Consider the following 24,554-nt stretch of genomic DNA (forward strand, 5'->3'; position numbering starts at 1 on the left):
GGCTACCCGCGCTTCACCCCTCGCTGGCGGACTGCATTTCGGCCGAGCTATGTACCCGCACGCCGCTACTCTCGCCCGCCGCCGCGCGCAGCATGGCCCGCGCCACCGCACTGCCTTCAATGGCCCGCCACTCGCGTAGCGGCCCTCTTAGCAGCGGCCGTAGGGCAGCCATCACCACGCTCGCCACCTGCTCGCCCGTGCGCACCTTCTCGGTGCGCCCCAGCAGCAGCGAGGGCCGGAAAATATGAATGGCCCGAAAGCCCAGCTTGCGCACGGCCGCCTCCATCTCGCCCTTCACCCGCGAGTAGTAAAACATCGATTGCGGGTCCGGATTCAGGCTGCTCACTACCAGAAACTGTGCCCCGGGTGCACTCGTCAGCGCCGCCAGCGTCACCACGTACCCAAAATCGACTTTATAAAACGCCTCCTTCGAGCCGGCCTGCGCCATGGTGGTGCCCAGGCAGCAGTACACGTCGTCGGCCACCAGCTGCTCGCGCACCAACTCCAGCCGGTCCAGGCCAGTAACTACTTGCGTGAGCTTGGGGTGGCTGAGCGGCAGCTCGCGCCGGCCCACCACGGTCACTTTCGAGTAGCGGTCGGAGGCCAGTAGCAGCGGCAGCAGCTGGGAGCCGATGAGGCCGGTAGCACCAGCGAGGAGGGCGGTTTTCATGATAGAACGACAAGCTCCCCTCCTTGGAACCGAAGGTCGGCGAAGCCAAAGGAGGGGATGTGAGCTGCGCTGAGCAGCGAACGGGGGTGGTTCGCCCGGTCGCGCCGCCTGGGCTTAATCTTGAACGCCCAACTCGTTTCAAAGTTGGAAAGGCCGGTTTACTTGCGCTAACAACATCGTTCTAACGGCGCGGGAGGCCTAACCACCCCCGTTGCGCTTTCAGCGCAACATCCCCTCCTTGGCAGGAGGGGAGTTTTTCGTTCTACTTCAGAGTCGTCGCCTCCGGTTCCAGTGTCACCAGCCCCTGCTTAAACAGCGCACCCAGCGCCTTTTTAAACACCTTCTTGCTCATGCCCACCCGCCGGTAAACGTCCTCGGCCAGGCTCTTGTCGCCGATGGGCAGGCGGCCATTCGGCGCGGCCTTCAAGGCTTTCAATAGCGTATCCGTGGCCGTTTCCACCTCGCTGTAGCCGGCGCGCTGCAGGCGCAGGTCGAGCTTGCCATCGGGGCGGATGACGCGCACGAAGCCGGGTAGCTCCTCGCCGATGCGCAGGGGGCGGAACACCTCATTATGATAGAGAATGCCGAGGTGGCGGTTGTCCACGATGACGGTGTAGCCGAGCTCCGACTCGTCGGCCACCAGCAGGCGCACTTCGTCGCCCACATGGCCGGGGAAGGCGTCTTTGCTGAGGTAGGGCTTCCACTTGGCGGTGGCTACCAGGCGGTCGCTTTCCTCGTCGAGGTACACGTACACCAGCACGCGGTCGCCGGTGCGCAGGTCGCGGCGCTGGTTGCGGTAGGGGAGCAGCAGCTCTTTTTCGAGGCCCCAGTCGAGGAACGCGCCGGCGGGGCCGTGGTCGCGCACGGTGAGGGCGGCGAAGCTATCGACGGTGGCGAAGGGCTCCAGGGTGGTGGCAATGAGCCGGTCTTCGGAATCGCGGTACACGAACACGCGTAGCACATCGCCCACGCGGGTGCCGTCGGGCACGTACTTGTTGGGCAGCAGCAGGTCGCCGTCGTCGGAGGTGAGGTAGAGGCCCACGCTGGTATCGCGGGCTACTTCGAGGTCGTTGTAATCGCCGAGGAGGAGGCTGGGCATGGGGTGTTGTTAGGGCGTGAGGGTAGGAGAGTGCGGGGGTAGGAGCGGGGCAAAGGTCGGGAAAATACGCGGCCGGCTGGCGCTGGCCCCGCCGCTGGCGCGCGTCAGAGACGCGCGCCAGCCAGCGGCTAACCCCGCATTTACTTACCTTTACCCGCTATGCCATTACACTCTACCTTATCCCACCCACTCCGCCGCTTCGCCTGCTATAGCCTGCTGTTGCTGCTTGGGCTGCTGCTGGCCGCCCGCCCGGCCGCTGCCCAGAGCTGCCAAATCGGCTTCACCCGGCACGGCACGGCCGCGCCCACGGCCACAGGCTGCTACCGGCTCACGGCGCAGGGGGCGCAGGATATTCAGGGTTCCATCTGGAGCGACCAGACCATCAGCCTCACCAACGACTTCGACTTCACCTTCGGCATCAACCAGTGCGGGCCGGCCGATGGCGTCGTGTTTGTGCTGCACCGGGCCGGCCCCAACGTGAATACCGCCGAGCAGGGCGGCAGCATCGGCTACTATCGGGGCAATGGGGCCTTTAGCCAGTCCGTCGGCATTGAGCTCGATTTTTACCAGAACACCGGCGCGCCCTACAACGACCCCGCCCAGCCCCACGCCATGCTCGCCCTCAACGGCGACCCCGGCGGCGTGTTGCCCCCGGTGATATTGCCCACGCTCAACAACTGCGCCGACCACCTCCTGCGCATCCAGTGGAGCGCCGCCGCCCAAACCCTTACGGCCCAGTACGACGGCCGCCAGCTCTTCAGCTACCCGCGCAACCTCGTGGCCACCATCTTCGGCGGCAACCCCTCGGTGTGGTTCGGCTTCGTGGGCTCCACGGGCGGCTCTACGTCCGACCAGACCATCTGCCCGGCCAACATCCAGGCCGTGCCGGCCGCGCCGGTCATCGTGCCCGACGGACCTACCACCCTCTGCACCGGCGGCCGGGTGGGCCTGCGCATCAACAACCTGCCCGCCGGCACCACCTTCCAGTGGAGCCCGGCCGCCGGCCTCAGCGCCCCCGGCGGCGCCAGCATCACGGCGGCGCCGGCCGCCAGCACCACCTACCGCGTCATCGCCACCACTCCCAACGGCTGCCAAAGTCAGGATTCGGTGCGCGTGTCGGTGCTGCCCCGCCCCAACGTCACCGTGAGCCCCCGCCAGGTCGTCTGCGCCGGGGCATCCGTCACGCTGCGGGCCGACGCCCCGCTGGGCCTCAGCCAAACCTGGACGCCCGGCACCGGCCTCAGCACCCCGGTGGGCCGTGAGGTCATTGCTACGCCGGCCGCTTCCACGCTCTACACCGTGACGACCACCGGCCCCGGCTACTGCCTGCGGCAGGACACCGTGCGCGTGCTGGTGCGCCCCGCCATCGGCCTGCGCCTGGCCGCCGACCCGGCCACCGCGCCCGGCGCCAGCACCCGCCTCACGGCCGCCAGCGCGGCGCCGGGCGTCACGTTCAGCTGGAGCCCGGCCGCCGGCCTCAGCGCCAGCACCGGCCCCGAGGTGACGGCCACGCCCGCCCAGCCCACCACCTACACCGTCACGGCCACCGGCCCCGGCGGCTGCGCCGAGCAGGCCAGCGTGCTGGCCCAGCCCTTCCTGCTGCCCAACGTCATCACCCCTAACCACGACGGGCTCAACGACTCCTTCCGGGCGCTGGTGAGTCAGCAGCCCACCCGCCTGCAGGTATTCTCGCGCTGGGGCCGGCTGGTGTATGAGCAGGACAACTACGCCGACGGCTGGGGGCCCGACGCCGCCCCCGGCGTGTACTTCTACCGCCTCAGCACCGCCGCCGGGCAGAGCTGGAAGGGCTGGGTGGAGGTGCTACGGTAGAAACTGCCCTAGATTCCATATTCTCTGACCGCATCTTTTATGTCTGAAACATCTGCCTCGTCGCACTCTTACGCTGGCGCGCTGCGTCTAAACGGCATCGTGTGGGGCCTGCTGGTCTTCTGTGTGCTGATGATGGCGGCTACATGGGGCAGCTACGATGCCCTAATGCCGCTGATGGGCGTCATCTATGTGTCAGGCGCGGGAATGGTCGTCAATGGCGTAATGCTCCTGTGGAAGCTAGTCACCGGGCACTTCCGCCAGGCGGCTACCTATGGTCTGGGGCTGTTGCCGCTAGCTGGAATCTTCACCTGGATTTGTCATAATGTGCACCTCGGAAAAATCAGCGGCTAGCTGTTACGCTTAGCGAGTGTAACTCCAGCAGCACTTCAGAACTTTGTCGGATGCATACACCCTCCCCATGAAAAACCTCCTGCACCTTTCCTTCATCCCCCGCAGCGCCGATGCCGGCCTGCTGCTGCTGCGCCTCTGGGCGGGCCTGCCGATGCTGCTGCTGCACGGGCTGCCCAAGCTGCTGCACTTCGACGAGTATTCCAAGGGCTTTCTTAGCTTCCTGGGCCTCAGCTCCGGCGTCAGCCTCGGGCTGGCGGTTTTCGGCGAGCTGGTGTGCGCGGCCTTGCTTATCGTGGGCTTATTCACGCGCTTTGCCGCGCTGGTGGCGGCCATCACCATGGCCGTGGCTTTCTTCGTGGGCCACGACGGCGCGCTCACCGGTGCCGACAGCGGCGAGCTGGCCTACCTCTACCTGGGCATTTTCGCGGCGTTGTTTCTGAGCGGGGCGGGGCGGTTTTCGGTTGATAATGCCTTGCTGCGTAATAGCCAGGCCGCTACAATAGCCTAGCAAACTCCAGTTGCGGGATAGCCGCGAAGCGGCGCCACGTTGGTAGAATAGCTGAGCCAGGGAACCCCGAGCCGCGAAGTGGCGGCACGTTTGCCTGGTGAACGTGCCGCCGCTTCGCGGCTTGGGTCCCTAACCCTGCATTTAAACTATCAACATGTCGCCGCTTCGCGGCTATCCCGCAACTGGGGTTAGCAAGTCGTGAGGGCAGCGCTGGAAGGGCCTACCGGCTCTTTCGGAGATGCACTCCGCATTGGCCGCGCCACTAGCTGGTGGCGGGGAGTACAACTCTCCGGCAGATAACTTTCGGAATACAACTCCCAAAGAGTAAAGTAGAGCCCACCCTACCACAAAAACAAAGAGGGCCTCCAGGGGCCCTCTTTGCACGAAGTCAGTAGCTGAGAAGTGTTATTTCAGGCAGCCGCAGGGTATTACCTGGTCTGAGCCCGCCCCTTCCAGAAACATGCTCTGCTGGTAGCCTGCCCCGTTGTAGGCTTGCGAAAACAGGAAGTTCTGGTAGCGGCAGGTGCCATTGGGCAGCGTCGAGCTGATGGCGGCCACCAGCGTCCGCTTGGTGATGGCACCCGTGAGCTCGTTGCGCACAATATTCCACTCCTTGCTGGTGATGCGGACGGAAGAAGGCTTCTCGGGCCAGCCCTTGGCCTTAAAGGTCTGCATGACGGTGGCCTCCAGCTTGGGGTCTTTCATGCCGGCGGCGGGCATGCACATCTTGGTGTCGTTGGGGTCTACCGCGCTGGCGCCCACTTTCAGCTCAAATTCGCCGGTGAGGATGGGCTCGCCTTCCGCAGACGGCTGCTTGAAGAGGTCTACTACTGGCCGCATCACCACCTTGATTCCGTGGCTGCCCGGCGTGAGCTTGGCTTCGTTCTTCGACAGAAATTCCTGAAAAGCGTCGTTGCCGTCCTGCGCCTCCTTCGACGACAGCGCGCCCGCAGCGGAGGTTTCTTCAATTCTTCTCGTCAAACGTTCTCTGGTGGCCAAGGCCAGCGCTCCATCCAGGTAAAATTCTACTCGGTAAAGAGCTCCGTTGAGGTCGTGGATATCGGCGGCAGGAGCTAAGACCCGGCCGATATTATACAGGCTGTTCTCCATGTAGCCCCGGAAATAGATGGGCTGGCCCAGCGTAAACGAATTGCTGAACTGCGCCTCCTGCTCGTTGCGCAAGGCCAAAGCCTCGGCCGTGGAGGCAAATACCAGCTTACCCAGATACTTGGTATGAATAGGGCTCGTGATGCCATCGCTGGGCTTTACGGGCTCCTTCGATTTGCTAGGACCCTTTGACGGCCCTTTGGCCATTTTAGCCAGGGTTATTAGCTCGCCTATCTGGGCGTAGCTGCTCGCACTAACGCCGACCGCTAATAAAAGGGTAAATAGTATGGATTTCATCAAGGTGTGGGGAAAAAAGAAAAAAGGCTAAAAGACGTGTCAGTCAATTGGTGCTCTACAAGGCGGCGGTAAAGCGCTGCAATGTTAAGCAGAAAACAGGGAATGGTACTTGCGGCTAGTTTTGCCCTTCAAAAGCAAAGATGCTACAGAGCTATACGCCGCGTGGGCAGCACCGCTGGCGGGCAACGCGGCGTACGATTTCGAATGAGCCGAGAGATTTCCTTGCTTTGCACGAGACGTAGCTTTGCTTTACGCGGGTCGTATCCTTGCTTTGCACAGGTCTTGCAAAGCAAGGATACGACCCGCGTAAAGCAAGGGCCCCGCTTAGGCAATGGTGAGGGTGGCGGGCAGCGCGGCCGTGCGCAGGGTATTGCTGCCGCGCAGCTTGTTACGCACTTCCAGCCGGTAGGTGCCGGCCGGGAGGGTGGCGGGCACCAGGAAGAGCTGTTCCGAGGGCGTGTTTTTCTTCACCTTGTCCACGCGCACGGGGGCGTTGCTGCCGGTGGCCGGCACTAAGAACAGGCCCTGGTCGGGGTCGGTGGGGTCGTGCTTGAGGTGGGTGCCGCGCAGCAGGGCCAGCGTGCCGGTGGTCAGGGTGTCGTTCACGGCCTCGCTGAGCAGGTCTTCTACCCGCTCGGGGCGGGGCTCGGTCAGGCCTGCGGGACTTACCAGGGTGAAGCGCAGCTCGGTTTCGGCCCGGCGCAGCAGCGTGCCGGCCGCCAGGCGCAGCTGGCCGCGGTGGCGTTGCGGGTCGAAGGTATCGTGGGCATCGCGCCACACGCCGGTGAGGGTGGGGCGCAGCACAAACAGGTCGGTGATGATAGTCTCGCCGCGCTGGGCCCGGTGGATGACGGCCATCTTAAACTCCTCGTACATGGCCAGAAACTCGGCCTTGGTGACGGTGGAGCCGGGCCGCACCACGTCGTTGGCCAGGTCGTCGAGGGTGGCGGTGCCCGCGCTTTGCACCTGCGCCCGCAGGTCGTTGGGGTCGGCGGTGAGCTTGTTGTCGATAAGGGAGTAGGCGATGGGCATGCGGCGGGAAGGGGGTGAGAAGGTTCGGGGCAAAGATGAGGACGCGCATGGTCACCGCGCATCGGTAATTTTACCTAATCTCAGACACGCGGCCGGATTATTTTCCGGCTGACTGCCAGTGCCCGGGCCCCCGCTTACTGATACACCCCCACCCCCGGCGCCCCCAGCCCGAAGTCCGAAAACTGCACCGCCTCGCGCGCCGTCTCAAACATGCGCACCCCGTTCGGCGTCAGCAGCCCCTTGGGATAGAAGCCCAGCAGCAATTGGAACGTCCGAAACGCCGTGAACTCGTTACGCAGCCGCAGCCCCACCCCGAAGCCCGTGTAGGGCGCCTGGTGAAACGGCGAGCCGCCGCCCTGCCGCTCCGTCACCCAGGCCGCATCGGCAAACACCACCCCCGCCAGCCGGAAGCCCACCAGCGACAAGGGCGTAAAGAGCACCGTCTCGTACTTCAGGGCAAAGCGGCTCGTGGCCCGGATGGCCGGGTCGGGCGCGAAGCCCCGGATGCCCCGGTCGTCGCTCACGCCCAGCAGCACCTCGCCCGGCCGCCGGTCCAGCCCGATGGTGCCCCGGCTGCTCAGGAAGTGCCGGTACTGCCAGTTGCCCCGGTGGTAGAGCCGGGTGAAGGCCGTCAGCTCCGTGCTCAGCAGGCCCTGCTCCCAGGTGCGGGTGTGGTCGAGGCGCTGGTACACGCCCAGCTCCACGCTCGTGTAGAGGTAGCCCCGGGTGGGCGAAAACGCCCCCGTGGCCAACCGCCCCGCAAAGTAGCGCCGCGGCGTCACGTTGTTAAACTCGTAGCCCACCGTGCCGCTTACCAGCGTGCCCGTCGGCACGTCCTCCGTGCGCCCGAAGCCGAAGAGGTACCGGTCCTTGTAGTAGCGGCGCACCGAGTAGCCCAGCGTGCCCAGCAGCAGCGTGCCGTTGTAGTAGGGCCGGCCCTGGTTGGGCTCCAGCACCGGCACCCGCTGGTAGGTGGTGCGAATAAGGCGCGAGGCCACAATCAGCCGCCCCGGGTTCTCATACCCCAAATCAAACGAGCGCAGCCGAATCGAGCGGCCCACCCACGCATCCTGAATATTGTAGCGCAACGGCTGAAAAACCAGCGGCTCGCCCAGCGGCGGCAGCACCGGCACAATCATCAAATCGTACCAATCGGCCGAAAAAGCTCCCGCGTAGCGTGTCGTCGGCGAGTAAAAGTCGCGCCGCACCGACACCCCGCCCCGCTCCTGGTTATACTCGTTTAGATACCGCGCCTGCGCCTGGAAAAAGTGCCGGAACGGAACAGTGTAGCTCCCCTGGTACGCCCAGCGCTGCGCCTGCTCGCCCTCGTTGTTCGGCGTCAGGTTGCGCCCGTAGGTGTAGGCATTGTCAATCTGGTGCCCAAAGCCCAGGAAATTCTGGTCGCCCAGCGTGATGCGCCCCGCCGTGGCGTTGCTCAGCTCCGCCCCACCCGTCAGGCTGAACACGTCCGTCGTCAGCACCTCCAAATCCACGCTGTCAGCCGTGCTCGTGCGCTCGTTCACCAGCACCCGCGCATCCAGCAGCTCCGGCGTCTGGCGCAAGAGGCGTTCCGACTCCGTCAAATCCTGCGGCTGCAGCACATCGCCGGGCCGGAAGGTCAGCACCTGCCGAATGCGCGTCTTCGAGGTGCGCACGTGCAGGGCATTGCCCGCCCGCTCCAGAAACGTGCGCGGCTGCCGCAGCGAGTCGTTCAGGCTATACCCAAACGCCGAGTAGGGCCGGATGTTAATCCGCCGCACCACCTTAAAGTTGTGCTTGTCAAACTGCCGGTCGAGCAGCACCACGTCCAACCCCGCCTGCTCGTTGCTGCGCGGCGAAAAGTCGAAAATCGCCGCCACCGCCTTCCCCATAATGGTCTTGCGCCGCGCGTAAGCCTGCAGCCGCAGCCGCATCCGCTCCTGGTTAAACTGCCGCCGCAGCGAGTCGGGCGCATCGGGCCGCAGCACCGGGGCCGCCGGCAGCACCGCGTCCCGGGCCTTCAGCGAGTCGGGCGGCACCGCCCCGCGCGGGTCAAACCCCTGCGCCCGGCCGTGGCGGGCCAGCCCCGGCAGGGTCAGCAGCAGCAGCAGGAAGAAAAAACGGAAGCGAAACATTTAAAATCAGAAGCAGGCGCGGGGCCGGTGCAAGGTACGGAAAGGAAGAGGGTAGAGGTTGGGAGGGGCTCAGAACGACGAAATCAGAACGTCATCCTGAGCCGACCGCAGGGAGGCGAAAGGACCTCGCCCGCTTCGCTGGGGTGGTAATTAATTACTGCTGCATGTTACTGCTGCATGCGGCGCGGGCGAGGTCCTTTCGCTCCTGCGTCGCTCAGGATGACGTTCTTTTTCTTTAGTCATTCCAGCAGTTCTTAAAAGCACATTCCCGAACTTTTTCTAAAAAAATTAGCTTAACCCCTTGCACAAAATCCCCGCCTGTTTCTTACCTTTAAGGCCTCAAAGCCGCCCTCAGCCCGATGAACGAGCGCATTCAGGAAAAACTAAGCATTTTAGCCGACGCCGCCAAGTACGATGCCTCGTGCAGCAGCAGCGGCGGCAAGCGCAAGAACGAAAGCAAGGGCCTCGGCAACGCCGAAGGCATGGGCATCTGCCACTCCTACACCGAGGATGGCCGCTGCGTGAGCCTCCTGAAAATCCTGCTCACCAACCACTGCATCTTCGACTGCGCCTACTGCGTCTCGCGCCGCTCCAACGACGTCAAGCGCGCCGCCTTCACGGTGGACGAAGTCGTGGACCTCACCATCAACTTCTACCGCCGTAACTACATCGAAGGCCTGTTCCTGAGTTCCGGCATCTTCTCCAGCCCCGACTATACCATGGAGCGCCTCGTGCGCATCGTCCGCAAGCTGCGCACCGAGCACAATTTCAACGGCTACATCCACGTCAAAACCATCCCCGGCGCCAGCCAGGAGCTCATCCACGAAGCCGGCCTCTACGCCGACCGCCTCAGCGTCAACATCGAGCTGCCCTCCGAGCTGGCCCTCACCAGCCTCGCCCCGGAAAAGAATTACCAGGAAATCCTGACCCCGATGCGGCAGATTAGCGACGGCATCATCCAGAACAAGGAAGAAAAGTCGCTCTTCCTGAAAGTGCCCAGCTTCGCCACCGCCGGCCAGACCACCCAGCTCATCGTCGGCGCCAGCCCCGAAACGGACCTGCAAATCATCCAGTTGTCTAACTCGCTTTATCAAGGCTACGGCCTCAAGCGCGTGTACTACTCCGGCTACGTGCCCGTCACCGACGACGCCCGCCTGCCCCAGGTCACCCAGCCCCCGCTCATCCGCGAGCACCGCCTCTACCAGTCCGACTGGCTCATGCGCTTCTACGGCTTCCACGCCGACGAAATCCTCGACCCCGTCCACCCCCACCTCGACCTCGAAATCGACCCCAAGCTGGCCTGGGCCCTGCGCAACCGCCACGTCTTCCCGGTGGATGTGAACACCGCCGACTACGAGATGATACTGCGCATTCCCGGCGTGGGCGCCCGCTCGGCCAAACGCATCGTGGCCGCCCGCCGCTTCGCCAGCATCGACCTCGAAACCCTGCGCCAGCTCGGCGTGGTGCTGAAACGGGCTAAGTTCTTCCTCACCTGCCGCGGCATGGCCCAGCCCGCCCTGGGCGAATTGGACGAGCAGGCCATCCGCCGCCAGGTGCTGTTCGGCGCCGGTTCGGTGCGTTCGGCGCTGGTCACGCAGCAATTGGACTTGTTTGCCCAGGCTTCTTAATGAAAAGGTGTTAGGTGTTGGGTTTTAGGTATTGGGGATTTTTCAGAATGATGCCGAACACCTAAAGCCTAACACTCAATACCAAAAACCTCCTCCGATTTCAATGTCACCCTCCTTCCTCAACCTCCCCACCAACCCGCCGAGTGAGCTAGGCGGCATCCAAAACGACATCTTCTTCACCGTCATGAAAATCTCCCACCGCCAAGCCCAACCCACCACCATGGCTACTAACAAAGTAGCTCGCCTCTCCTGCGTCTGCCGCATCAGCGAGCTGATGCCGCTGGTGCGGCAGCTGCATGATGATGCGCGTGCCGCCCGGCAGGTGGTCGAGACCCTGCAGCAGGCCGCGTAAAGCCGTGGCAGTACGAATTCCGCGTTGCGGTTCGTTCTACCACTCTGCCGTTGAACAACTGCACCAAACGACTAATTGGTAGTACGAACCGCAACGCGGAATTCGTACTGCCACTCACACCACCGGCCGCCCCAGGTAAGCCGCATACCGCGCCAACGCTGGCTCCAGCAGCTCCCGTTGCCCCGCCGTCAGCGGCTCAAACGGCGACAACTCTACTGTCACGCCCTTTTTGCGCAGTGTGCGCCGCCAGGTGCCCACCACCTGTCCATCCAGCACCATCGTGGCGCTGAGGATGCCACCATTGGTAGGGTTCAGCAGCGGCCGGTGCTGCGGAGCCAGTGCCGCGCTGCGGTCGGTGTAGCCCAGCATCAACTCATCGAAGCCCGGGAGTAGGTAGGCCTGCGGCGGCGGCAACTGCGGCGGCAGCGTATCAGCCAGCCAGTAGGTGTTGCCCTCTATCGTCACCGAAGTCAGGGCGCTTTGCGCCAGCTGCAGCGCCAGCCGGGCGTCGCCCACCGGCAGCCCCGTCCACCATACAAAATCCGGCAGCGTGGCCGGGCCGTGACTGGTGAAGTAGCGTTGGGCCAGCTTCGCCAAAGCCTCCTCGCGGGCCAGCGGCGCGGTGGGCGGCACCCACTCATCGAGCAGCGCAAAGCTGGGCTGGGCGCCCTCGCGCGGCCCCTCGCAGAGGAGGCCCGTCTGCGCCAGGTAGCCGATGATGTGAATGCCGCGCTGCCCGGCGGGCGAGATGCCATTGGCCTCCAGTAGGGCGTACACTTCGGGGCGCGCCAGGCGGCGCTGGCCCTGGAGAGCACGGCCCAGCACCTCGGCGCTGCGGGCAAAGGTGGCTTCATCCAGCTCCAACTGCCGGTAGCGGCCGGCCGTGCGCGCCACGATGCGCGGGGCCAGCAGTGGCAGCAGCCAGCGCACATCGGCCGCCGCCACGAAGTGCAGGGTGCCGCGCATGGGCCAGGTCCGTACGATGGTTTTATCCCGAATGGCTTGGTCGATGGTGGCCTCGGTGGCGCCGGGCAGGCGCAAAGCCAACGACCATTTGGCCCCGGCAAAATCCTGGGCCTGCACCGCGCCCAGCCAGGCCACTACCTCGGCCGGCGTGCGGGCGGGGGAATGGCTGATTAGCTGGTTATGGAGGCGCAGGCGGGCTATTTCGGGCGGCGTAGTGAGCATAAGGCTCGGAATCGAAGATTACCGTTGCAAACCCATCCGACTTACCGTTTCGCCTTCAAAATCAAACTGAATGAGAATAGCCGGCACGTCGCCCACCACCCAGCCGTCGTGGCCGGGCGCGATTGCCACCACCTGCGGCGCAATGAATTCCTCAACCACGCCATCGGCATACTGAATGTTGAGGTGCCCGCTGGCCAGGAAGCCGACGTGCGCGTGCTGACACAGTTCGGTGCCGATGAGCGGCTTCAGGTTCTTCGACCAGCGGAAGCCCGCCGGGTACACAATGCGCTTCACCCGCGAGTTGCCGGTGCGGACGGTGTCGATGATGACGCCGCCCATTTCGCGGCGGTCGGCGTCTTTCAGGGGGGCGAGGAGTTGGTCGGGGCTCATGGGAATTAGGTGGTTGAGTGGGGGAAGGAGAGTGGTCGGTTTAAAGGTAAGCACAAGGTTAAATTTATAAGCGGCCCGCGCCGTATGTAGTCGTATGAAACCCGTTCGCCGCCCTTCCGCTACCGCCCTCGGCGCCGCCCAGGCCGCCCGCCGGCCGGCGCCCATCCTCAGCGCTCCGCCGCTCGACTACACTTACGACGGCTCCTTCGAAGGCCTGCTCACGGTGCTCTTCACCATCTACGACTGGCGGGCGGCGCCCAACAGTATTCAGCTGGAAGCCACGGCCCAGGGCGGCCTGTTTACCCAAGCTACCCACCGCGCTACCGACGAAATCCAGGCCGCCCGGGTGTGGGAGGGCCTCCTGAAAACGATGGACGCCGAGGCCCGTACCCGCCTCTACCACGTCTTCCTGAGCGAAGTGTCCGACCGTGAGCTGCTCATCTTCCGCTACGTCGATTTGGCTTTGCGCTCGCCGCTCGACATCGCCGAAAACTACGCCAACGCCGACGTACGCCGCGTGCAGCGCCTGGCCCAGCAGATGTACCGCGAAAAGCACCGCATGGAAGCCTTCGTGCGCTTCGAGAAAACCACCGACGGCCTGTTCCACTCCACCATCGAGCCCGATTTCGACGTGCTGCCGCTCATCGCTGCCCACTTCACCAAGCGCTACGCCGACCAGCGCTGGCTGATTTACGACCGCCGCCGCCGCTACGGGCTTTATTACGACCTCACGCGTACCGACGTCGTACATTTTGAGCAGGATGCCGGCCCGAAAACCGCCGCCGTCTCCGCTACCGTGCTTGATGAGCGTGAACCCCTGTTCCGGCTGCTCTGGCAGGCGTATTTCGACCACGTCAACATCCCCGAGCGCAAAAACCTGAAGCTGCACCGCCGCCACATGCCGCTACGCTACTGGAAATACCTCAGCGAAAAGCAACCCCGCGAAACGCGCTTCGTGCCCATTGCCAATAAGCGCGGACCGGCGGCCGAGGGCTAACTTGCGCCCCAATTCAGCAATTCGTATTCGCAGCTTATGGGGACGACCCTCGTTTTTGGTGGTGCCGGCCAACTCGGCCAGTGCCTGGCCCGCGTGGCTCGGGAGAAAAACTTTGCCGGCCTGATTTTCTTGTCCGAAACCGAAGGTAATATCCTTAATAACGAGAGCTTACAAGCGCTGTTCGAGCGGCACCAGCCCAGCCACGTCATCAACTGTGCCGCTTACACGGCCGTCGACAAAGCCGAAGACGAGGTAGAGCTAGCCCGCCGCATTAACCGCGACGGTGTCGAAAACCTGGCCCGCCTCTGCGCCGCGCACGATGCCGTGCTGCTGCAGATTTCCACCGATTTCGTCTTCGCCGGCACCGGCAACCAGCCCCTCACCGAAACCGATGCCACCGAGCCTCTCGGCATCTACGGCCTCACCAAGCTCGAAGGTGAGCAGGTAATCCCGCCGCTCACGGACAAGTATTTCATCCTGCGCACCAGTTGGCTGTACTCCGAATTTGCTAACAACTTCGTGAAAACCATGCTGAAGCTGGGCGCCGAGCGCGAGGAGTTGCGCATCATTTGGGACCAGGTGGGCACGCCCACATACGCCATCGACCTGGCCGCCTGCCTGCTGCACCTCATCGAAACCCAAAGCCAGGAATACGGCCTCTACCACTACAGCAACGAGGGCCTGACTTCGTGGTACGATTTCGCTACGGCCATCTTCGAGCTCCGTGGCCTGCCCACGCGCACGGTGCCCATCCGTAGCAGCGAATACCCCACGAAGGCAACCCGCCCGGCCTATTCGGTGATGGACAAGAGCAAGGCCAAAGCACGATTGGGCGTGGCTATTCCGCACTGGCGCACGAGTTTGGCGGAGTGTTTGAAACGGCTGAATTAAAAGTTAAAAGTTGAGAGTTAAAAATGAAAACCCTGGCGCTTTGCCGACGTCAGGGTTTTCATTTTTAACTCTCAACTTTTAACTTCTGTCAGCTCTTGCCCACCAGCCGCTGCACCGCCATGGCCGCCCCGGCCAGCGCCGCGCCCAGCGCGCACACGCCCCACCAGCCGCCGTGCATCCAGGCCAGCCCGCCCAGCACCGAGCCCAGCGAGCCGCCGGCGAAATAGGTAGTCATATACATCGTGTTAAGCCGGCTGCGGGCCTCGGGCACCAGCGCGAAAATGGCAGTCTGGTTGGAAATGTGGGCACCCTGCACGCCCACGTCGAGCAGGATAACCCCCGCCACCAGCCCCAGTAGGTAGCCGCCCGTCACGCCCAGCACGGCAAACGACAGCAACGCCAGCCCGATGCCCAGCCGGATGGTATAATCAGGACCTTTAATGTCGGCCGTCTTGCCCGCCCAGGAAGCCGCCAATGCCCCTACCGCCCCAATCAGCCCGAAGAAGCCCGCCACATCGGAGCCGTAGCCATAAGCCGGGCTCTCCAGGTAAAACGCCAGCGTAGTCCAGAACACGCTGAACGAAGCGAATAAGAACCCGCCCACGAGCGCCGAGCGCCGCAGCGCCGGCCAGTCGCGCACCAGTGTCAGCAGCGATTTCATCAGCGTGCCATAAGAGCCCGAAAAACTGGGCCGGTCCGTAGGCAAGCGCCAGGCCAGTACCGCCGTGAGCCCCAGCATCAGCCCCGCCCCGAGGCCAAACATGGCCCGCCAGCCCAGGTGCACGCCCACGTAGCCGCTCACCGTGCGCGAGAGCAGAATGCCCAGCAGTAGCCCGCTCATGATGCGCCCCACCACCCGGCCCCGGTCGGCGGGTGGGGCGAGGTGTGCGGCCATCGGCACCAGCAGCTGCGGCACTGCCGAGGTGATGCCCAGCAACACGCTCGCCCCGGCCAGCACCGCGAAAGTGGGGGCGCGCCAGGCCAGCGCCAAGCAGCCGGTAGCGCCCAGCAGCAGCAATAGCATCAGCCGCTTGCGCTCCAGCATGTCGCCCAGCGGCACCACGAACAGCATGCCCAGCGTGTAGCCCACCTGCGTGGCCGTGGCTACCAGACTAGCCGTGCTGGGTTGCAGGTGAAAAGTGCTGCCGATGGCTGCTAGCAGCGGCTGGTTGTAATAGATATTGCACACCACCAGCCCGCAAGTCAGGGCCATCAGCCACACCAGGCCGGGCGTGAGGGTAGGAGGGGAGGACGTCGAGGGTTGCGACACGAAAACGGGGTGGGTGGAGGAAAACAACCGCCCAACTGTGCCGATAGTTGCTTCGATAAATGAGTTCGCAGGGCCGAATGCCGCAGCAGCAGGCCGAAGGACACAAAAAAGCCCCGCCGGGTGGGGCGAGACTTCTCGAAATGAAGGCGTAAGGCCTAGCGACGGTCACGGTCGTTGCGCTGGGCGGCTTCCCAGCGGGCGCGTTCCTGAGGCGTTACCTGGTGGTTTTTGGGATAGCCGAAGTTGAAGTCGCGGTCGTCGCGCCGGTCAGCGAGCTTGCGTTGCTGCTCAGCTTGTTTGCGCTGCTGCTCCACCATTTTGCGCTGCTGCTCGGCGAGCTTGCGCTGTTCGGCTTCGTAGCGGGCCCTTTCCTTGGCCGACACTTTGTAGTTTTTGGGATAGCCGTAGTTGGATTCCTTGTCAGCGCGACGGTCATTAGGCGGGCCGGCGGCGAAGGTAACGTTGGAAACAAGCAGCAGCGCGGCGGCGAGCGAAAGCAGGGACGTTTTCATGAGGAGGAAAAAAAGGAGTGAAAAGAAAGCCAATCGGCCGATAAGTCTTTGATGATTAGCAGGTGATAATTGATAAGCGCTTGCCAGACTATTGACAAGCGCTGTGCCAGGAACTGCCGAAAACGCTTCCCAAACCTGGTTTCGCCTTCCAAAAGCGTAGTTTCATCGGCTTACCGTTCGCTTTCCCCTACTAAGGCCGCCCGGGACTCAAAACCGACCACGCCGCCACCCAAAATGCCCGTAGCAACCGCTGCTCCCGTAGTTTTGCTGCCGAACCAATTCAGCTGCAACTCGCCCATGATAGTCTATAAATCCGGCGACTGGTGGGAAGCCTTCCGCCACTTCAAGCATTCCGCCATCATCCGTAGCGTATTCAAGCGCGTGCTATGGGTGGGCCTCTATGCTACGGCCGTAGCCGTTATCGAGCAGAACTGGGTGCACATTCCCATCAGCGTCGATAAGGAGTTTTTTACTTTCATGGGCATCCTGCTCAGTCTGTTGCTCTCCTTCCGCACCAGCACTGCCTACGACCGTTTCTACGAAGGCCGCCGCCTCTGGGGCCAACTCGTCAACAACTGCCGCAACCTGGCCGTGCTCCTCGACGCCCGCCTGGCCCCCGACGACCAGGCCAACCGCGAGTACCTCGCCGCCCTCATCACCAACTTCCCTATCGCCCTCGACGGCCATCTGCGCGAAGGCGTCAAGTTCCACAAGCTGGCCGAAACCGCCCCTGGCTTCCTCACCCGCCTGCAGCAATTAGGCCACGTGCCTTCCGGCATCGCCGCCGCCCTGCAAACCCATTTCGAACTGCTGCTGCGCCGCGAAGTGCTGTTGCCCGAGCACCTCATCACCCTGCAGCGCCACCACGAAGCTCTGCTCGACGTGGCCGGCGCCTGCGAGCGCATCAAGGGTACGCCCATCCCGTTCAGCTACAGCTTTTTTATCAAAGCTTTCGTGATGATATTCATTCTCGTCCTACCCTTCAATCTGCTCGATACCTACCAGTACATGATGATTCCCGTCACCATGTTCGGGGCCTACGCGCTGCTGGGCGTGGAGATGATTGGCGACGAAATCGAAGACCCTTTTGGTAAGGATAGCAACGACTTACCGCTGACGCAGATTGCGGACCGCATCTACGTCAACGTCCACGAAATCCTCCAGGTAGAAGTGCCGGAAGAGCGCCGCGTGCAGGCAGCCGAGCAGTATAGCGTGGTGTTTTAATCAATGGGTGAATGAGCGAATGACGGAATGGAGCAAAAGACGTTTTGCTCATTCACCCATTGACTAAAAGTCCCTTCTTATACGCCCCCGGCGTCATGCCCTCGTACTTTTTAAACAGCGCCTGGAAATACCCGGCGTTGTTAAAGCCCACCCGGAAACACACGTCCGCCACCGTCGCCAAGGGGTGGCGTAACAGCCGCTTAGCCTCGCTCAGCCGCTCGCGGATGATATACTCCACTGGCGTAATCCCAAACTCGCGCTTGAAGACGCGGAAGAACGTGGCCTTGCTCATGCAGGCCAGCCCGCTGAGCTTGTCCACCGTCAGGTTTTCGGTGAGATGCTGCTTGATGTAGCTGACTACGTGGGCGAAGCGGTGGGTGGTGAGGTGCCGGGCGTAGTCGCGGAAGATGAGCTGCCGGGCCTGCGTCTGCATCAGGCGCACCAGCAATTCCTGGAGCGTGAAGCCGGCCAGCACGTCCTTGGCGGCGTCGGTGGCCTGCGAAAGCTGAATGAGGCGCTCCAGGGTGCCGGTCAGCTCCGGGGTGTTGGTGAGGTGGGCGTGGGCTGCCTCGCACAGCTGCCAGGGCGAGTGCGACTCGGCCTTGGGGTAGCGTTCGTTCAGCAGGTCAACGGTGTAGCGGATGGTTTCCGTCGGGATGGCCACGGCCAGGCACTGCGTGGGTGCGGCCTCGGTGGCGTCGGGAAAGTCGATTTCCATCGTCTTGTCCTCGCCCACGATTACCGATTCGCCGGGCAGGTAGTCGAAGGCCGGGCGGTTGGGCAGGTGCATCACTTTCTTGCCCCGCAGCATGGTGGTAAGCACGAGGCTACCCAGGTTGAGCGGCACGCGCCGTGCCACTTGGTGCGTTTCGAACACGTTGAGCTCGAAGGCATCGAGCGTGTACACGGTGCGGTTTTCGACCAGCGTGTCGAGGTGGTCGTAGCGGTGCAGGGCCAACGGCGCCGGGAGGTGGGCAGGACGCATACGCTTACACGAGTGAGGAGCGGGGAAAATGCAAACAAACAATACCGAACGAGTAGCGGCCGGGGCACAAGTATAAGTGCGAAATTGCACTTACTGTTTGGCCGGGTTGCTACCTGTTCGGTACTGCTTGCTTTCTAGAAAGAAGAACTGTAGATGCGGTGGGTGGGAAAAGCCGCCGCTAAAAAGGGAAGAGAACTAACGGTGGGTGGGAAGGTCGCCGCGGGTGCTGCGAGAGCAGTGTGGTTGGGAAAAAGCCTGGAATTCCCCAAACGTTTGCGGTAACGTTGTCGGAAATTCCTGATTGGTGACACGAAGGTAATGTCAGGCCGGGTAAAAAGGCTAATTTCTGCCTTAAAAAACTTTGGCATTGCCGCAATTTTGCGAGTATCCTGCACAAGAATCGCAACGATTGTGGAGACGTTTGGGGAAGTCGGTCCGGTACCTTTGACCTATTCATTTCACCCCAACTCAAACATTCAACTTCTTATGGCAGAGACCCTCGAAGCGCCGACCACCGTGGTGGCCCGGCCCCAGTTCAAAACCCACTACGACAACTTCATCGGTGGCAAATGGGTAGCCCCGGTTAAAGGGCAATATTTCGACAATCCGTCGCCCATCGACGGGAAAAATTTCACCAAAGTAGCCCGTTCCACCAAGGAAGACATCGAGCTGGCCCTCGACGCCGCCCACGAAGCCTTTGCCACCTGGAGCAAGACCTCGGCCACCGAGCGTAGCAACATCCTCAACAAAATTGCCAACCGCATCGAGGAAAACCTGGCCTACCTGGCGGCTGTGGAGTGCGTGGAAAACGGCAAGGCCATCCGCGAAACCACCTACGCCGACCTGCCGCTGGTAGTGGACCACTTCCGCTACTTCGCCAGCGTAATCCGCGCCGAGGAGGGCAATGTGACGGAGCTGAACAGCAGCACGGTATCAATGAACATCAACGAGCCACTGGGCGTGATTGGCCAGATTATTCCCTGGAACTTCCCGCTGCTGATGGCCACCTGGAAGCTGGCCCCGGCCATTGCGGCCGGCTGCACGGTAGTGATGAAACCGGCCGAGCAGACCCCCGCCAGCATCATGATTCTGATGGAACTGCTGGAGGATTTGGTGCCCGCCGGCGTGATTAACGTCGTGAACGGCTTCGGCCTGGAAGCGGGCAAGCCGCTGGCCTCGTCGTCGCGTATTCAGAAGGCTTCCTTCACGGGCGAGACGACCACCGGCCGCCTCATCATGCAATACGCCGCTGAAAACCTCATCCCCGTGACGATGGAGCTGGGCGGAAAGTCGCCCAACATCTTCTTCAAGAGCGTGCTGGATGCCGACGACGATTTCCTCGACAAGGCCATTGAGGGCGCCGTGATGTTTGCCCTCAACCAGGGTGAAATCTGCACCTGCCCCTCGCGGATGCTGGTGCACGAGGATATCTACGACGAATTTATCGAGCGCGTCATTGCCCGGGTGAAGGCCATCAAGCTGGGCAACCCGATGGATATGAATACCATGATGGGCGCCCAGGCCTCGAACGACCAGTTCGAGAAAATCCTGAGTTACCTCGAAATCGGCAAAGCCGAAGGGGCCGAGGTGCTGTGCGGCGGTGAGGCCTACGCGCAGGAAGATGGCGCGCTGGCTGAGGGCTACTACATTCAGCCCACCGTGTTCCGCGGGCATAACAAGATGCGCATCTTCCAGGAGGAGATTTTCGGCCCGGTGGTGTCGGTTACGACCTTCAAAACCACCGAGGAAGCCATTGCCATTGCCAACGACACCCTCTACGGCCTCGGCGCCGGCGTGTGGACGCGCGACGCCCACGAGCTGTACCAGGTGCCCCGCGCCATTGAGGCTGGCCGCGTGTGGGTGAACTGCTACCACGACTACCCGGCCGGGGCTCCCTTCGGCGGCTACAAGGCTTCGGGCTTTGGCCGCGAGAACCACAAGATGATGCTGGCGCACTACCGGCAGAACAAGAACATGCTCATCAGCTACAGCGAGAAGGCGCTGGGCTTCTTTTAAGCCAGTGTCTGAATTAATTGACGTTAAAAGAACGTCATGCTGAACGCAGTGAAGCATCTTCTCACGAATGAGTTATCCTGGCGTGAGAGGATGCTTCCTTCGTCAGCATGACGTTCTATTGTTTTTAATCCTAACAACTTAAAGATGCCCACCCCCCGCGTCCTCGTCACCACCGCCGCCGAAGCTACCATTGACCTGCTTCGCGATGAGCACGGCCCGCTCATGTTTCACCAGAGCGGGGGCTGCTGCGATGGCTCCTCGCCGATGTGCTTTGCCAAGGGCGAGTTCCGGGTGGGGGGCAATGACGTGTGGCTGGGCCGCATCTGCGGCTGCGATTTTTTCATGAGCCGCAGTCAGTTTGAGTACTGGCAGCACACGCAGCTGACGGTGGACGTGGTGAAGGGACGCGGCGCAAGCTTCTCGCTGGAAATTCCGCTGGGCGTGCGGTTTCTGATTCGCTCGCGGTTGTTTACCGAGGACGAGGAGAAGGACATGGCGCCGGTGTACGCCGGGGATGAGGTGCCGGAGGCCGCAGCCGAAGCGTAAGATTAGCCGCAACCGAAGGTCAGCGAAGCTAAAGCGGCGTCACGTTGGTAGCTACCCAACGATTTTGAAGAGTCAGAGCCGCAAAGTGGCGGCACTTTCGTCAGGCGGAAAGTGCCGCCGCTTTGCGGCTCTGGCATACTATTCATATTCGTAAACTACCAACGTGTCGCCGCTTTAGCTTCGCTGACCTTCGGTTGCGGCTGGTAGCTTACTGAAAGTGGTAGAGGAAGGTGATAATGCCCGTGTAGGCCGGCTTCTTCTGCCCTTCAATTTCCAGCGTCACACCGATGCGGGTTTTGGCAATGCCGCGCAGGTTAGTTACCGACAGCATATTGGCCCGCAGGCGCACGGCCGAATCGACGGTGACGGCCTGGTTGAAACGCAGGGCCTCGATTTCGTAGTTGACCTGCATTTTCAGGTTTTGGATGGTCGCGATTTCGTGCCAGAGGTAGGGCAGGATGGCCAGCGTGAGGTAGCCGTGGGCGATGGTAGTGCCGAAGGGCGACTCGGCCGCGGCCCGCGCCGGGTCGGTGTGAATCCACTGGTTGTCGAGGGTGGCGGCGGCAAACTGGTTGATTTGCGCCTGCGTGATGGTGAGGTAGGGCGACACGCCCAACTCCTGGCCGACGTGCTGCTCCAACTCAGCCAGACTACCGATGGTTAGTTTATTCATACAATTGGGGGGAATTGGTGCAAACATACGTTAAGCGCGGGGTGGTCGGGCGAATTCCGCGCAGCGGTTCGTCCGGCCACTGGGGCTTTTGCGCCGGTTGGGCTCACGGGTCGTGCTGGCGGGAGTAGCCGGACGAACCGCTGCGCGGAATTCGCCCGACCACTCATCACAGTTCTTCCACCAGCACCTGCACGTCCACGTTGCGCCCGTGGTCGTCGGCGCAGGAGATTTTTACCGCCCCGCCGGGCGGGCGGAAAAACACCCGCTCGGTGGCCCTGGCGGCGCGCAGAAACCGGTCGTTGACGTACCAGAACACCTGGCGCACCTCGCTGCCGGCCGCGCAGCTGAGCAGCAACTCCTGCTTTTCGCCGCGGCTGAGGACGTACTCAGCATTGGCGGCGGGGGAGGTGATGGCCAGGGCCTGGCCGGGCGCATCGGTGTCGTGCACGAGGCGGCAAGTGGGGTTGTGCGGGGGCAGGCGTTGGGCGGGCAGGCCCTGGCTTTCGCGGAAGGCCAGCACTTCGGGTAGCGGGTTGGGAAATAGCTGGCGCCGGAAGCCGGCCTCGGGCAGGCAGGCGCGGCAGTAGCTGACGTTGCCATCGGCCGAGATGAGGGCTTCCTGCTGGTGCTCGCAGCGGCGGGCGGTGCTGAGGCCGGGCAGGTAGTAGTCGATGAGCTGGTCGGGGCAGTGCTCGCCGGGCACGCGGCCGGTTTCGGCGCACACCAGGCGGAAGTCGAGGCTGGCGGGCGGGGTATCCCAGCGGTTGGGCGAGTTGTAGGCTAAAGTGTTGAAGAGGTCGAAGAGTAGGGGGGTGGCAATGTCGGTGCCGGTGAGGGCGGGGCTGCCCTGGCCGCTGAAGTTGCCCACCCACACGCCCACGGTATAGTCCTTGTTGTAGCCGATGCTCCAGGCGTCGCGGCGGCCGTAGCTGGTGCCGGTTTTCCAGGCAATTTTGGGCAGGCGGATGCTGTTTTCGTAGCCCACTGGGAGGTCGGGGCGGATGCGCTGGGACAAAATATCCCCGATTAAAAAGGCGGCGGCGGGGGAGAGGAGGGAAACGCCAGTCGCCGATGTGGGATTAGAAAGTTTAGAGTTTGGTTTTTGGTTTTTGGTGTTAGGTGTTGGGTATTGGGTATTGGGTATTGGGTTTTTGGGATTTGTTTTTGAAGCCCCAACACCCAACACCGAAGACCCAATACCATCCTCTTGCGTCATCTTCAGCGGAGCATATTCTCCCTGATTGGCGAGCGCCGCATACAGCCCCGTCAACTCCTCCAGCGTGGCGCCGCAGCCGCCCAGGATGGTGCTCAAGCCCAGCCGTGGGGCCTGCCGGGCCACGGTCCGGAAATTAGCCTGCCGCAATTTGTCAGTCAGGGCCGACACGCCCACGTCGTTCAGCACGCGTACGGCGGGGATGTTGAGCGAGTACACCAGGGCCCGCTCCACAGTCACTTCGCCGGCGCAGGTTTTGTCGAAGTTTTCGGGGCGGAAGCCGTTGAAATTGGCGGGCACGTCGGGCAGCTTCATTTTTGGGGTGATAAGGCCGCGGTCCATGGCCAAGCCGTAAAGGAAGGGCTTGAGCGTGCTGCCGGGCGAGCGCACGGCCCGCACGCCATCCACCTGGCCCTGGCCGGCGGCGTCCAGGAAATCGGCCGAGCCCACGTAGGCCTCCACGGCGCGGGTGTGGTTGTTGACCACCAGCACGGCGGCCTGGCCGATGCCCAGCTCGTGCAGGCGGCGCACGTAGTTGCGGGTGAGGTCTTCGGCCTTGGTCTGGGGGCCGCGCTTCAAAGTAGAATGGATGATGGGCTGGCCGGGATACTGCGTGACTAGCCGCCGGGCCAGGTGCGGGGCCAGCGTGGGAGCGGCGTGGCGCTGGGCCTCCAGCGGCTCGGCCAGGGCATCTTCGATGTCTTGTTTCGGGAATAGGTTTTCGCGCCCGAATGCCCGCAGCCAGCGGTTGCGCTCGGCCAGGATTTTTGCGTTGTTTTTGCCCAGCACCAGGATGCGCGGCTGGTTGGGGATGATGGCCAGCGTCACCGTCTGGGCCAGCGAGAGGTAGTCGGGCGGCTGCTGGAAATACAGCAGCGCCGCTGATTTCACGCCCTCGATGTTGCCGCCGTAGGGCACCAGGTTCAGGTACAACTGCAGGATTTCGGCCTTGCTGTAGTGCATTTCCAGCTGCACGGCGCGGGCCATTTCCACCAGCTTGCTGCTGAAGGTGCGCTCCTTGGGCTCCAGCAGCCGGGCCACCTGCATGGTAATGGTGCTGGCCCCGGTGGTGCGCCCAGTGCCAAACAGATTGCGCCCGGCCGCCTGCACAATGGCCACCGGATTCACGCCAAAATGGTAGCGGAAATACCGGTCCTCCTTCGTGATAATGGCCTGCTGCAAAGCTGGCGTAATCTCGGCCAGCTCGGTTTTCATGCGCCACTTCTGGGTGGGGTTGAGGTAGGCGTGGAGAACCGAGCCGTCGGCGGCCGTGACGAGGGGGGAGTATTGCGGCGGGGGCGGCAGGGGGAAGAGGCGGTCGAGCAGGAAAAGCAGGAGCAGGCTGCCGAGGAGCCCACCCAGCCCCCAGCGCCATTTCTTGTTTTTCATAACGTGAAGCATAGAGCGTCGGCGAGGGCCTGGATATGTTAAGTATTTCGAGCTACTAACGGAAATACTTAACAAGTTCTGTTAAGAATAAGTGAGGCGGATTGATAATACTTAAGAAGCTGCCGTGCCCACCCCTGTTGGAAACTTATACTTCGGTTCCGGTAGGCTTAGTAAGTATTTTGGCCCGGGCCAGAATATTTTTTTTGGGTTGCGGTGGGGGTGGGGCCGGCTGCGGCGGTGGTGTTTGGCGTTGTGGTTCGGGTGGGCGCCCG

The 24,554-nt window shown here is 62.7% G+C and carries 22 protein-coding genes; 10 read left to right on the top strand and 12 right to left on the bottom strand.

What is annotated here, in order from left to right; translation table 11 throughout:
• Positions 1-13 precede the first annotated feature (13 nt).
• The gene (locus Q5H93_RS21315; RefSeq protein ID WP_305008731.1) at positions 14-670 is read right to left on the bottom strand and encodes an NAD-dependent epimerase/dehydratase family protein; all 657 of its coding nucleotides are present in this window, start codon (positions 668-670) and stop codon (positions 14-16) included.
• Between the two features lie 262 nt (positions 671-932).
• Positions 933-1,769, bottom strand: a complete 837-nt coding sequence (locus Q5H93_RS21320) for a CvfB family protein (protein WP_305008732.1) — start codon at positions 1,767-1,769, stop codon at positions 933-935.
• 159 nt (positions 1,770-1,928) lie between these two features.
• On the opposite strand from Q5H93_RS21320, the gene Q5H93_RS21325 reads away from it, so the two are divergent.
• The 3 genes from Q5H93_RS21325 (at position 1,929) to Q5H93_RS21335 (ending at position 4,458) form a co-directional block, all read left to right on the top strand.
• On the top strand, positions 1,929-3,599 hold the full coding sequence (locus tag Q5H93_RS21325) for a lectin-like domain-containing protein (RefSeq protein ID WP_305008733.1): 1,671 nt from the start codon (positions 1,929-1,931) through the stop codon (positions 3,597-3,599).
• Between the two features lie 39 nt (positions 3,600-3,638).
• Positions 3,639-3,950, top strand: coding sequence for a hypothetical protein (locus tag Q5H93_RS21330; RefSeq protein ID WP_305008734.1), 312 nt, complete (start codon positions 3,639-3,641; stop codon positions 3,948-3,950).
• 67 nt (positions 3,951-4,017) lie between these two features.
• Positions 4,018-4,458, top strand: a complete 441-nt coding sequence (locus Q5H93_RS21335; protein ID WP_305008735.1) for a DoxX family protein — start codon at positions 4,018-4,020, stop codon at positions 4,456-4,458.
• Positions 4,459-4,863: 405 nt separating this feature from the next.
• Here the strand turns inward: Q5H93_RS21335 and Q5H93_RS21340 are convergent, their stop codons facing one another.
• From Q5H93_RS21340 to Q5H93_RS21350, 3 genes are all read right to left on the bottom strand, one after another.
• Complete coding sequence (locus tag Q5H93_RS21340) at positions 4,864-5,862, bottom strand: hypothetical protein (RefSeq protein WP_305008736.1); 999 nt, start codon at positions 5,860-5,862, stop codon at positions 4,864-4,866.
• Between the two features lie 324 nt (positions 5,863-6,186).
• On the bottom strand, positions 6,187-6,894 hold the full coding sequence (locus Q5H93_RS21345) for a DNA-binding domain-containing protein (protein WP_305008737.1): 708 nt from the start codon (positions 6,892-6,894) through the stop codon (positions 6,187-6,189).
• Positions 6,895-7,028: 134 nt separating this feature from the next.
• The gene (locus tag Q5H93_RS21350) at positions 7,029-9,008 is read right to left on the bottom strand and encodes a BamA/TamA family outer membrane protein (RefSeq protein WP_305008738.1); all 1,980 of its coding nucleotides are present in this window, start codon (positions 9,006-9,008) and stop codon (positions 7,029-7,031) included.
• 359 nt (positions 9,009-9,367) lie between these two features.
• Here Q5H93_RS21350 and Q5H93_RS21355 point away from each other — a divergent pair, with 359 nt between their 5' ends.
• Positions 9,368-10,636, top strand: a complete 1,269-nt coding sequence (locus Q5H93_RS21355) for a putative DNA modification/repair radical SAM protein (RefSeq protein WP_305008739.1) — start codon at positions 9,368-9,370, stop codon at positions 10,634-10,636.
• Positions 10,637-10,739: 103 nt separating this feature from the next.
• Positions 10,740-10,988 carry a hypothetical protein gene (locus tag Q5H93_RS21360; RefSeq protein WP_305008740.1) on the top strand — a complete coding sequence of 83 codons (249 nt, stop codon included), beginning with the start codon at positions 10,740-10,742 and terminating at the stop codon, positions 10,986-10,988.
• 114 nt (positions 10,989-11,102) lie between these two features.
• Here Q5H93_RS21360 and Q5H93_RS21365 read toward each other — a convergent pair whose 3' ends face one another.
• On the bottom strand, positions 11,103-12,176 hold the full coding sequence (locus Q5H93_RS21365) for a winged helix DNA-binding domain-containing protein (protein WP_305008741.1): 1,074 nt from the start codon (positions 12,174-12,176) through the stop codon (positions 11,103-11,105).
• Between the two features lie 18 nt (positions 12,177-12,194).
• Positions 12,195-12,566 carry a cupin domain-containing protein gene (locus Q5H93_RS21370; RefSeq protein ID WP_305008742.1) on the bottom strand — a complete coding sequence of 124 codons (372 nt, stop codon included), beginning with the start codon at positions 12,564-12,566 and terminating at the stop codon, positions 12,195-12,197.
• A gap of 94 nt (positions 12,567-12,660) precedes the next feature.
• Here Q5H93_RS21370 and Q5H93_RS21375 point away from each other — a divergent pair, with 94 nt between their 5' ends.
• Both Q5H93_RS21375 and rfbD read left to right on the top strand, forming a co-directional pair.
• Complete coding sequence (locus tag Q5H93_RS21375) at positions 12,661-13,563, top strand: TIGR03915 family putative DNA repair protein (RefSeq protein WP_305008743.1); 903 nt, start codon at positions 12,661-12,663, stop codon at positions 13,561-13,563.
• A 36-nt stretch (positions 13,564-13,599) separates the two neighbouring features.
• Positions 13,600-14,454: a dTDP-4-dehydrorhamnose reductase gene (gene rfbD / locus Q5H93_RS21380; protein ID WP_305008744.1), complete on the top strand. Its 855-nt coding sequence runs from the start codon at positions 13,600-13,602 to the stop codon at positions 14,452-14,454.
• An 88-nt stretch (positions 14,455-14,542) separates the two neighbouring features.
• On the opposite strand, the gene Q5H93_RS21385 is transcribed toward rfbD, so the two are convergent.
• Both Q5H93_RS21385 and Q5H93_RS21390 read right to left on the bottom strand, forming a co-directional pair.
• Positions 14,543-15,724, bottom strand: a complete 1,182-nt coding sequence (locus tag Q5H93_RS21385; RefSeq protein WP_305008745.1) for an MFS transporter — start codon at positions 15,722-15,724, stop codon at positions 14,543-14,545.
• A gap of 155 nt (positions 15,725-15,879) precedes the next feature.
• Entirely contained in the window at positions 15,880-16,236 is a 357-nt protein-coding gene (locus Q5H93_RS21390) for a hypothetical protein (RefSeq protein WP_305008746.1), read from the bottom strand.
• Between the two features lie 234 nt (positions 16,237-16,470).
• Between Q5H93_RS21390 and Q5H93_RS21395 the strand changes: the two genes are divergently transcribed.
• Positions 16,471-17,460: a bestrophin family protein gene (locus Q5H93_RS21395; RefSeq protein WP_305008747.1), complete on the top strand. Its 990-nt coding sequence runs from the start codon at positions 16,471-16,473 to the stop codon at positions 17,458-17,460.
• Between the two features lie 52 nt (positions 17,461-17,512).
• Here Q5H93_RS21395 and Q5H93_RS21400 read toward each other — a convergent pair whose 3' ends face one another.
• On the bottom strand, positions 17,513-18,445 hold the full coding sequence (locus tag Q5H93_RS21400; RefSeq protein ID WP_305008748.1) for an AraC family transcriptional regulator: 933 nt from the start codon (positions 18,443-18,445) through the stop codon (positions 17,513-17,515).
• A 486-nt stretch (positions 18,446-18,931) separates the two neighbouring features.
• Here Q5H93_RS21400 and Q5H93_RS21405 point away from each other — a divergent pair, with 486 nt between their 5' ends.
• Positions 18,932-20,461 (top strand): aldehyde dehydrogenase family protein, encoded by a 1,530-nt coding sequence (locus Q5H93_RS21405; RefSeq protein ID WP_305008749.1) that lies wholly within the window; start codon positions 18,932-18,934, stop codon positions 20,459-20,461.
• Positions 20,462-20,605: 144 nt separating this feature from the next.
• Complete coding sequence (locus Q5H93_RS21410; protein WP_305008750.1) at positions 20,606-21,007, top strand: DUF779 domain-containing protein; 402 nt, start codon at positions 20,606-20,608, stop codon at positions 21,005-21,007.
• Between the two features lie 208 nt (positions 21,008-21,215).
• Here the strand turns inward: Q5H93_RS21410 and Q5H93_RS21415 are convergent, their stop codons facing one another.
• Together Q5H93_RS21415 and pbpC are read right to left on the bottom strand one after the other, a co-directional pair.
• Complete coding sequence (locus Q5H93_RS21415) at positions 21,216-21,680, bottom strand: MaoC family dehydratase (protein WP_305008751.1); 465 nt, start codon at positions 21,678-21,680, stop codon at positions 21,216-21,218.
• A 166-nt stretch (positions 21,681-21,846) separates the two neighbouring features.
• The gene (pbpC, locus tag Q5H93_RS21420; RefSeq protein WP_305008752.1) at positions 21,847-24,282 is read right to left on the bottom strand and encodes a penicillin-binding protein 1C; all 2,436 of its coding nucleotides are present in this window, start codon (positions 24,280-24,282) and stop codon (positions 21,847-21,849) included.
• Positions 24,283-24,554: the final 272 nt, after the last annotated feature.

The sequence above is a fragment of the Hymenobacter aranciens genome, from assembly GCF_030580865.1.
Classification (GTDB): Bacteria; Bacteroidota; Bacteroidia; order Cytophagales; family Hymenobacteraceae; genus Hymenobacter; species Hymenobacter aranciens.

Coding starts and splice junctions, on each gene's coding strand:
- Q5H93_RS21390 (WP_305008746.1), bottom strand. CDS start 16,236: ATGAAAACGTCCCTGCTTTCGCTCGCCGCCGCGCTGCTGCTTGTTTCC.
- Q5H93_RS21370 (WP_305008742.1), bottom strand. CDS start 12,566: ATGAGCCCCGACCAACTCCTCGCCCCCCTGAAAGACGCCGACCGCCGC.
- rfbD (WP_305008744.1), top strand. CDS start 13,600: ATGGGGACGACCCTCGTTTTTGGTGGTGCCGGCCAACTCGGCCAGTGC.
- Q5H93_RS21325 (WP_305008733.1), top strand. CDS start 1,929: ATGCCATTACACTCTACCTTATCCCACCCACTCCGCCGCTTCGCCTGC.
- Q5H93_RS21405 (WP_305008749.1), top strand. CDS start 18,932: ATGGCAGAGACCCTCGAAGCGCCGACCACCGTGGTGGCCCGGCCCCAG.
- pbpC (WP_305008752.1), bottom strand. CDS start 24,282: ATGAAAAACAAGAAATGGCGCTGGGGGCTGGGTGGGCTCCTCGGCAGC.
- Q5H93_RS21355 (WP_305008739.1), top strand. CDS start 9,368: ATGAACGAGCGCATTCAGGAAAAACTAAGCATTTTAGCCGACGCCGCC.
- Q5H93_RS21375 (WP_305008743.1), top strand. CDS start 12,661: ATGAAACCCGTTCGCCGCCCTTCCGCTACCGCCCTCGGCGCCGCCCAG.
- Q5H93_RS21345 (WP_305008737.1), bottom strand. CDS start 6,894: ATGCCCATCGCCTACTCCCTTATCGACAACAAGCTCACCGCCGACCCC.
- Q5H93_RS21340 (WP_305008736.1), bottom strand. CDS start 5,862: ATGAAATCCATACTATTTACCCTTTTATTAGCGGTCGGCGTTAGTGCG.
- Q5H93_RS21365 (WP_305008741.1), bottom strand. CDS start 12,176: ATGCTCACTACGCCGCCCGAAATAGCCCGCCTGCGCCTCCATAACCAG.
- Q5H93_RS21315 (WP_305008731.1), bottom strand. CDS start 670: ATGAAAACCGCCCTCCTCGCTGGTGCTACCGGCCTCATCGGCTCCCAG.
- Q5H93_RS21410 (WP_305008750.1), top strand. CDS start 20,606: ATGCCCACCCCCCGCGTCCTCGTCACCACCGCCGCCGAAGCTACCATT.
- Q5H93_RS21415 (WP_305008751.1), bottom strand. CDS start 21,680: ATGAATAAACTAACCATCGGTAGTCTGGCTGAGTTGGAGCAGCACGTC.
- Q5H93_RS21320 (WP_305008732.1), bottom strand. CDS start 1,769: ATGCCCAGCCTCCTCCTCGGCGATTACAACGACCTCGAAGTAGCCCGC.
- Q5H93_RS21335 (WP_305008735.1), top strand. CDS start 4,018: ATGAAAAACCTCCTGCACCTTTCCTTCATCCCCCGCAGCGCCGATGCC.
- Q5H93_RS21395 (WP_305008747.1), top strand. CDS start 16,471: ATGCCCGTAGCAACCGCTGCTCCCGTAGTTTTGCTGCCGAACCAATTC.
- Q5H93_RS21400 (WP_305008748.1), bottom strand. CDS start 18,445: ATGCGTCCTGCCCACCTCCCGGCGCCGTTGGCCCTGCACCGCTACGAC.
- Q5H93_RS21330 (WP_305008734.1), top strand. CDS start 3,639: ATGTCTGAAACATCTGCCTCGTCGCACTCTTACGCTGGCGCGCTGCGT.
- Q5H93_RS21360 (WP_305008740.1), top strand. CDS start 10,740: ATGTCACCCTCCTTCCTCAACCTCCCCACCAACCCGCCGAGTGAGCTA.
- Q5H93_RS21350 (WP_305008738.1), bottom strand. CDS start 9,008: ATGTTTCGCTTCCGTTTTTTCTTCCTGCTGCTGCTGCTGACCCTGCCG.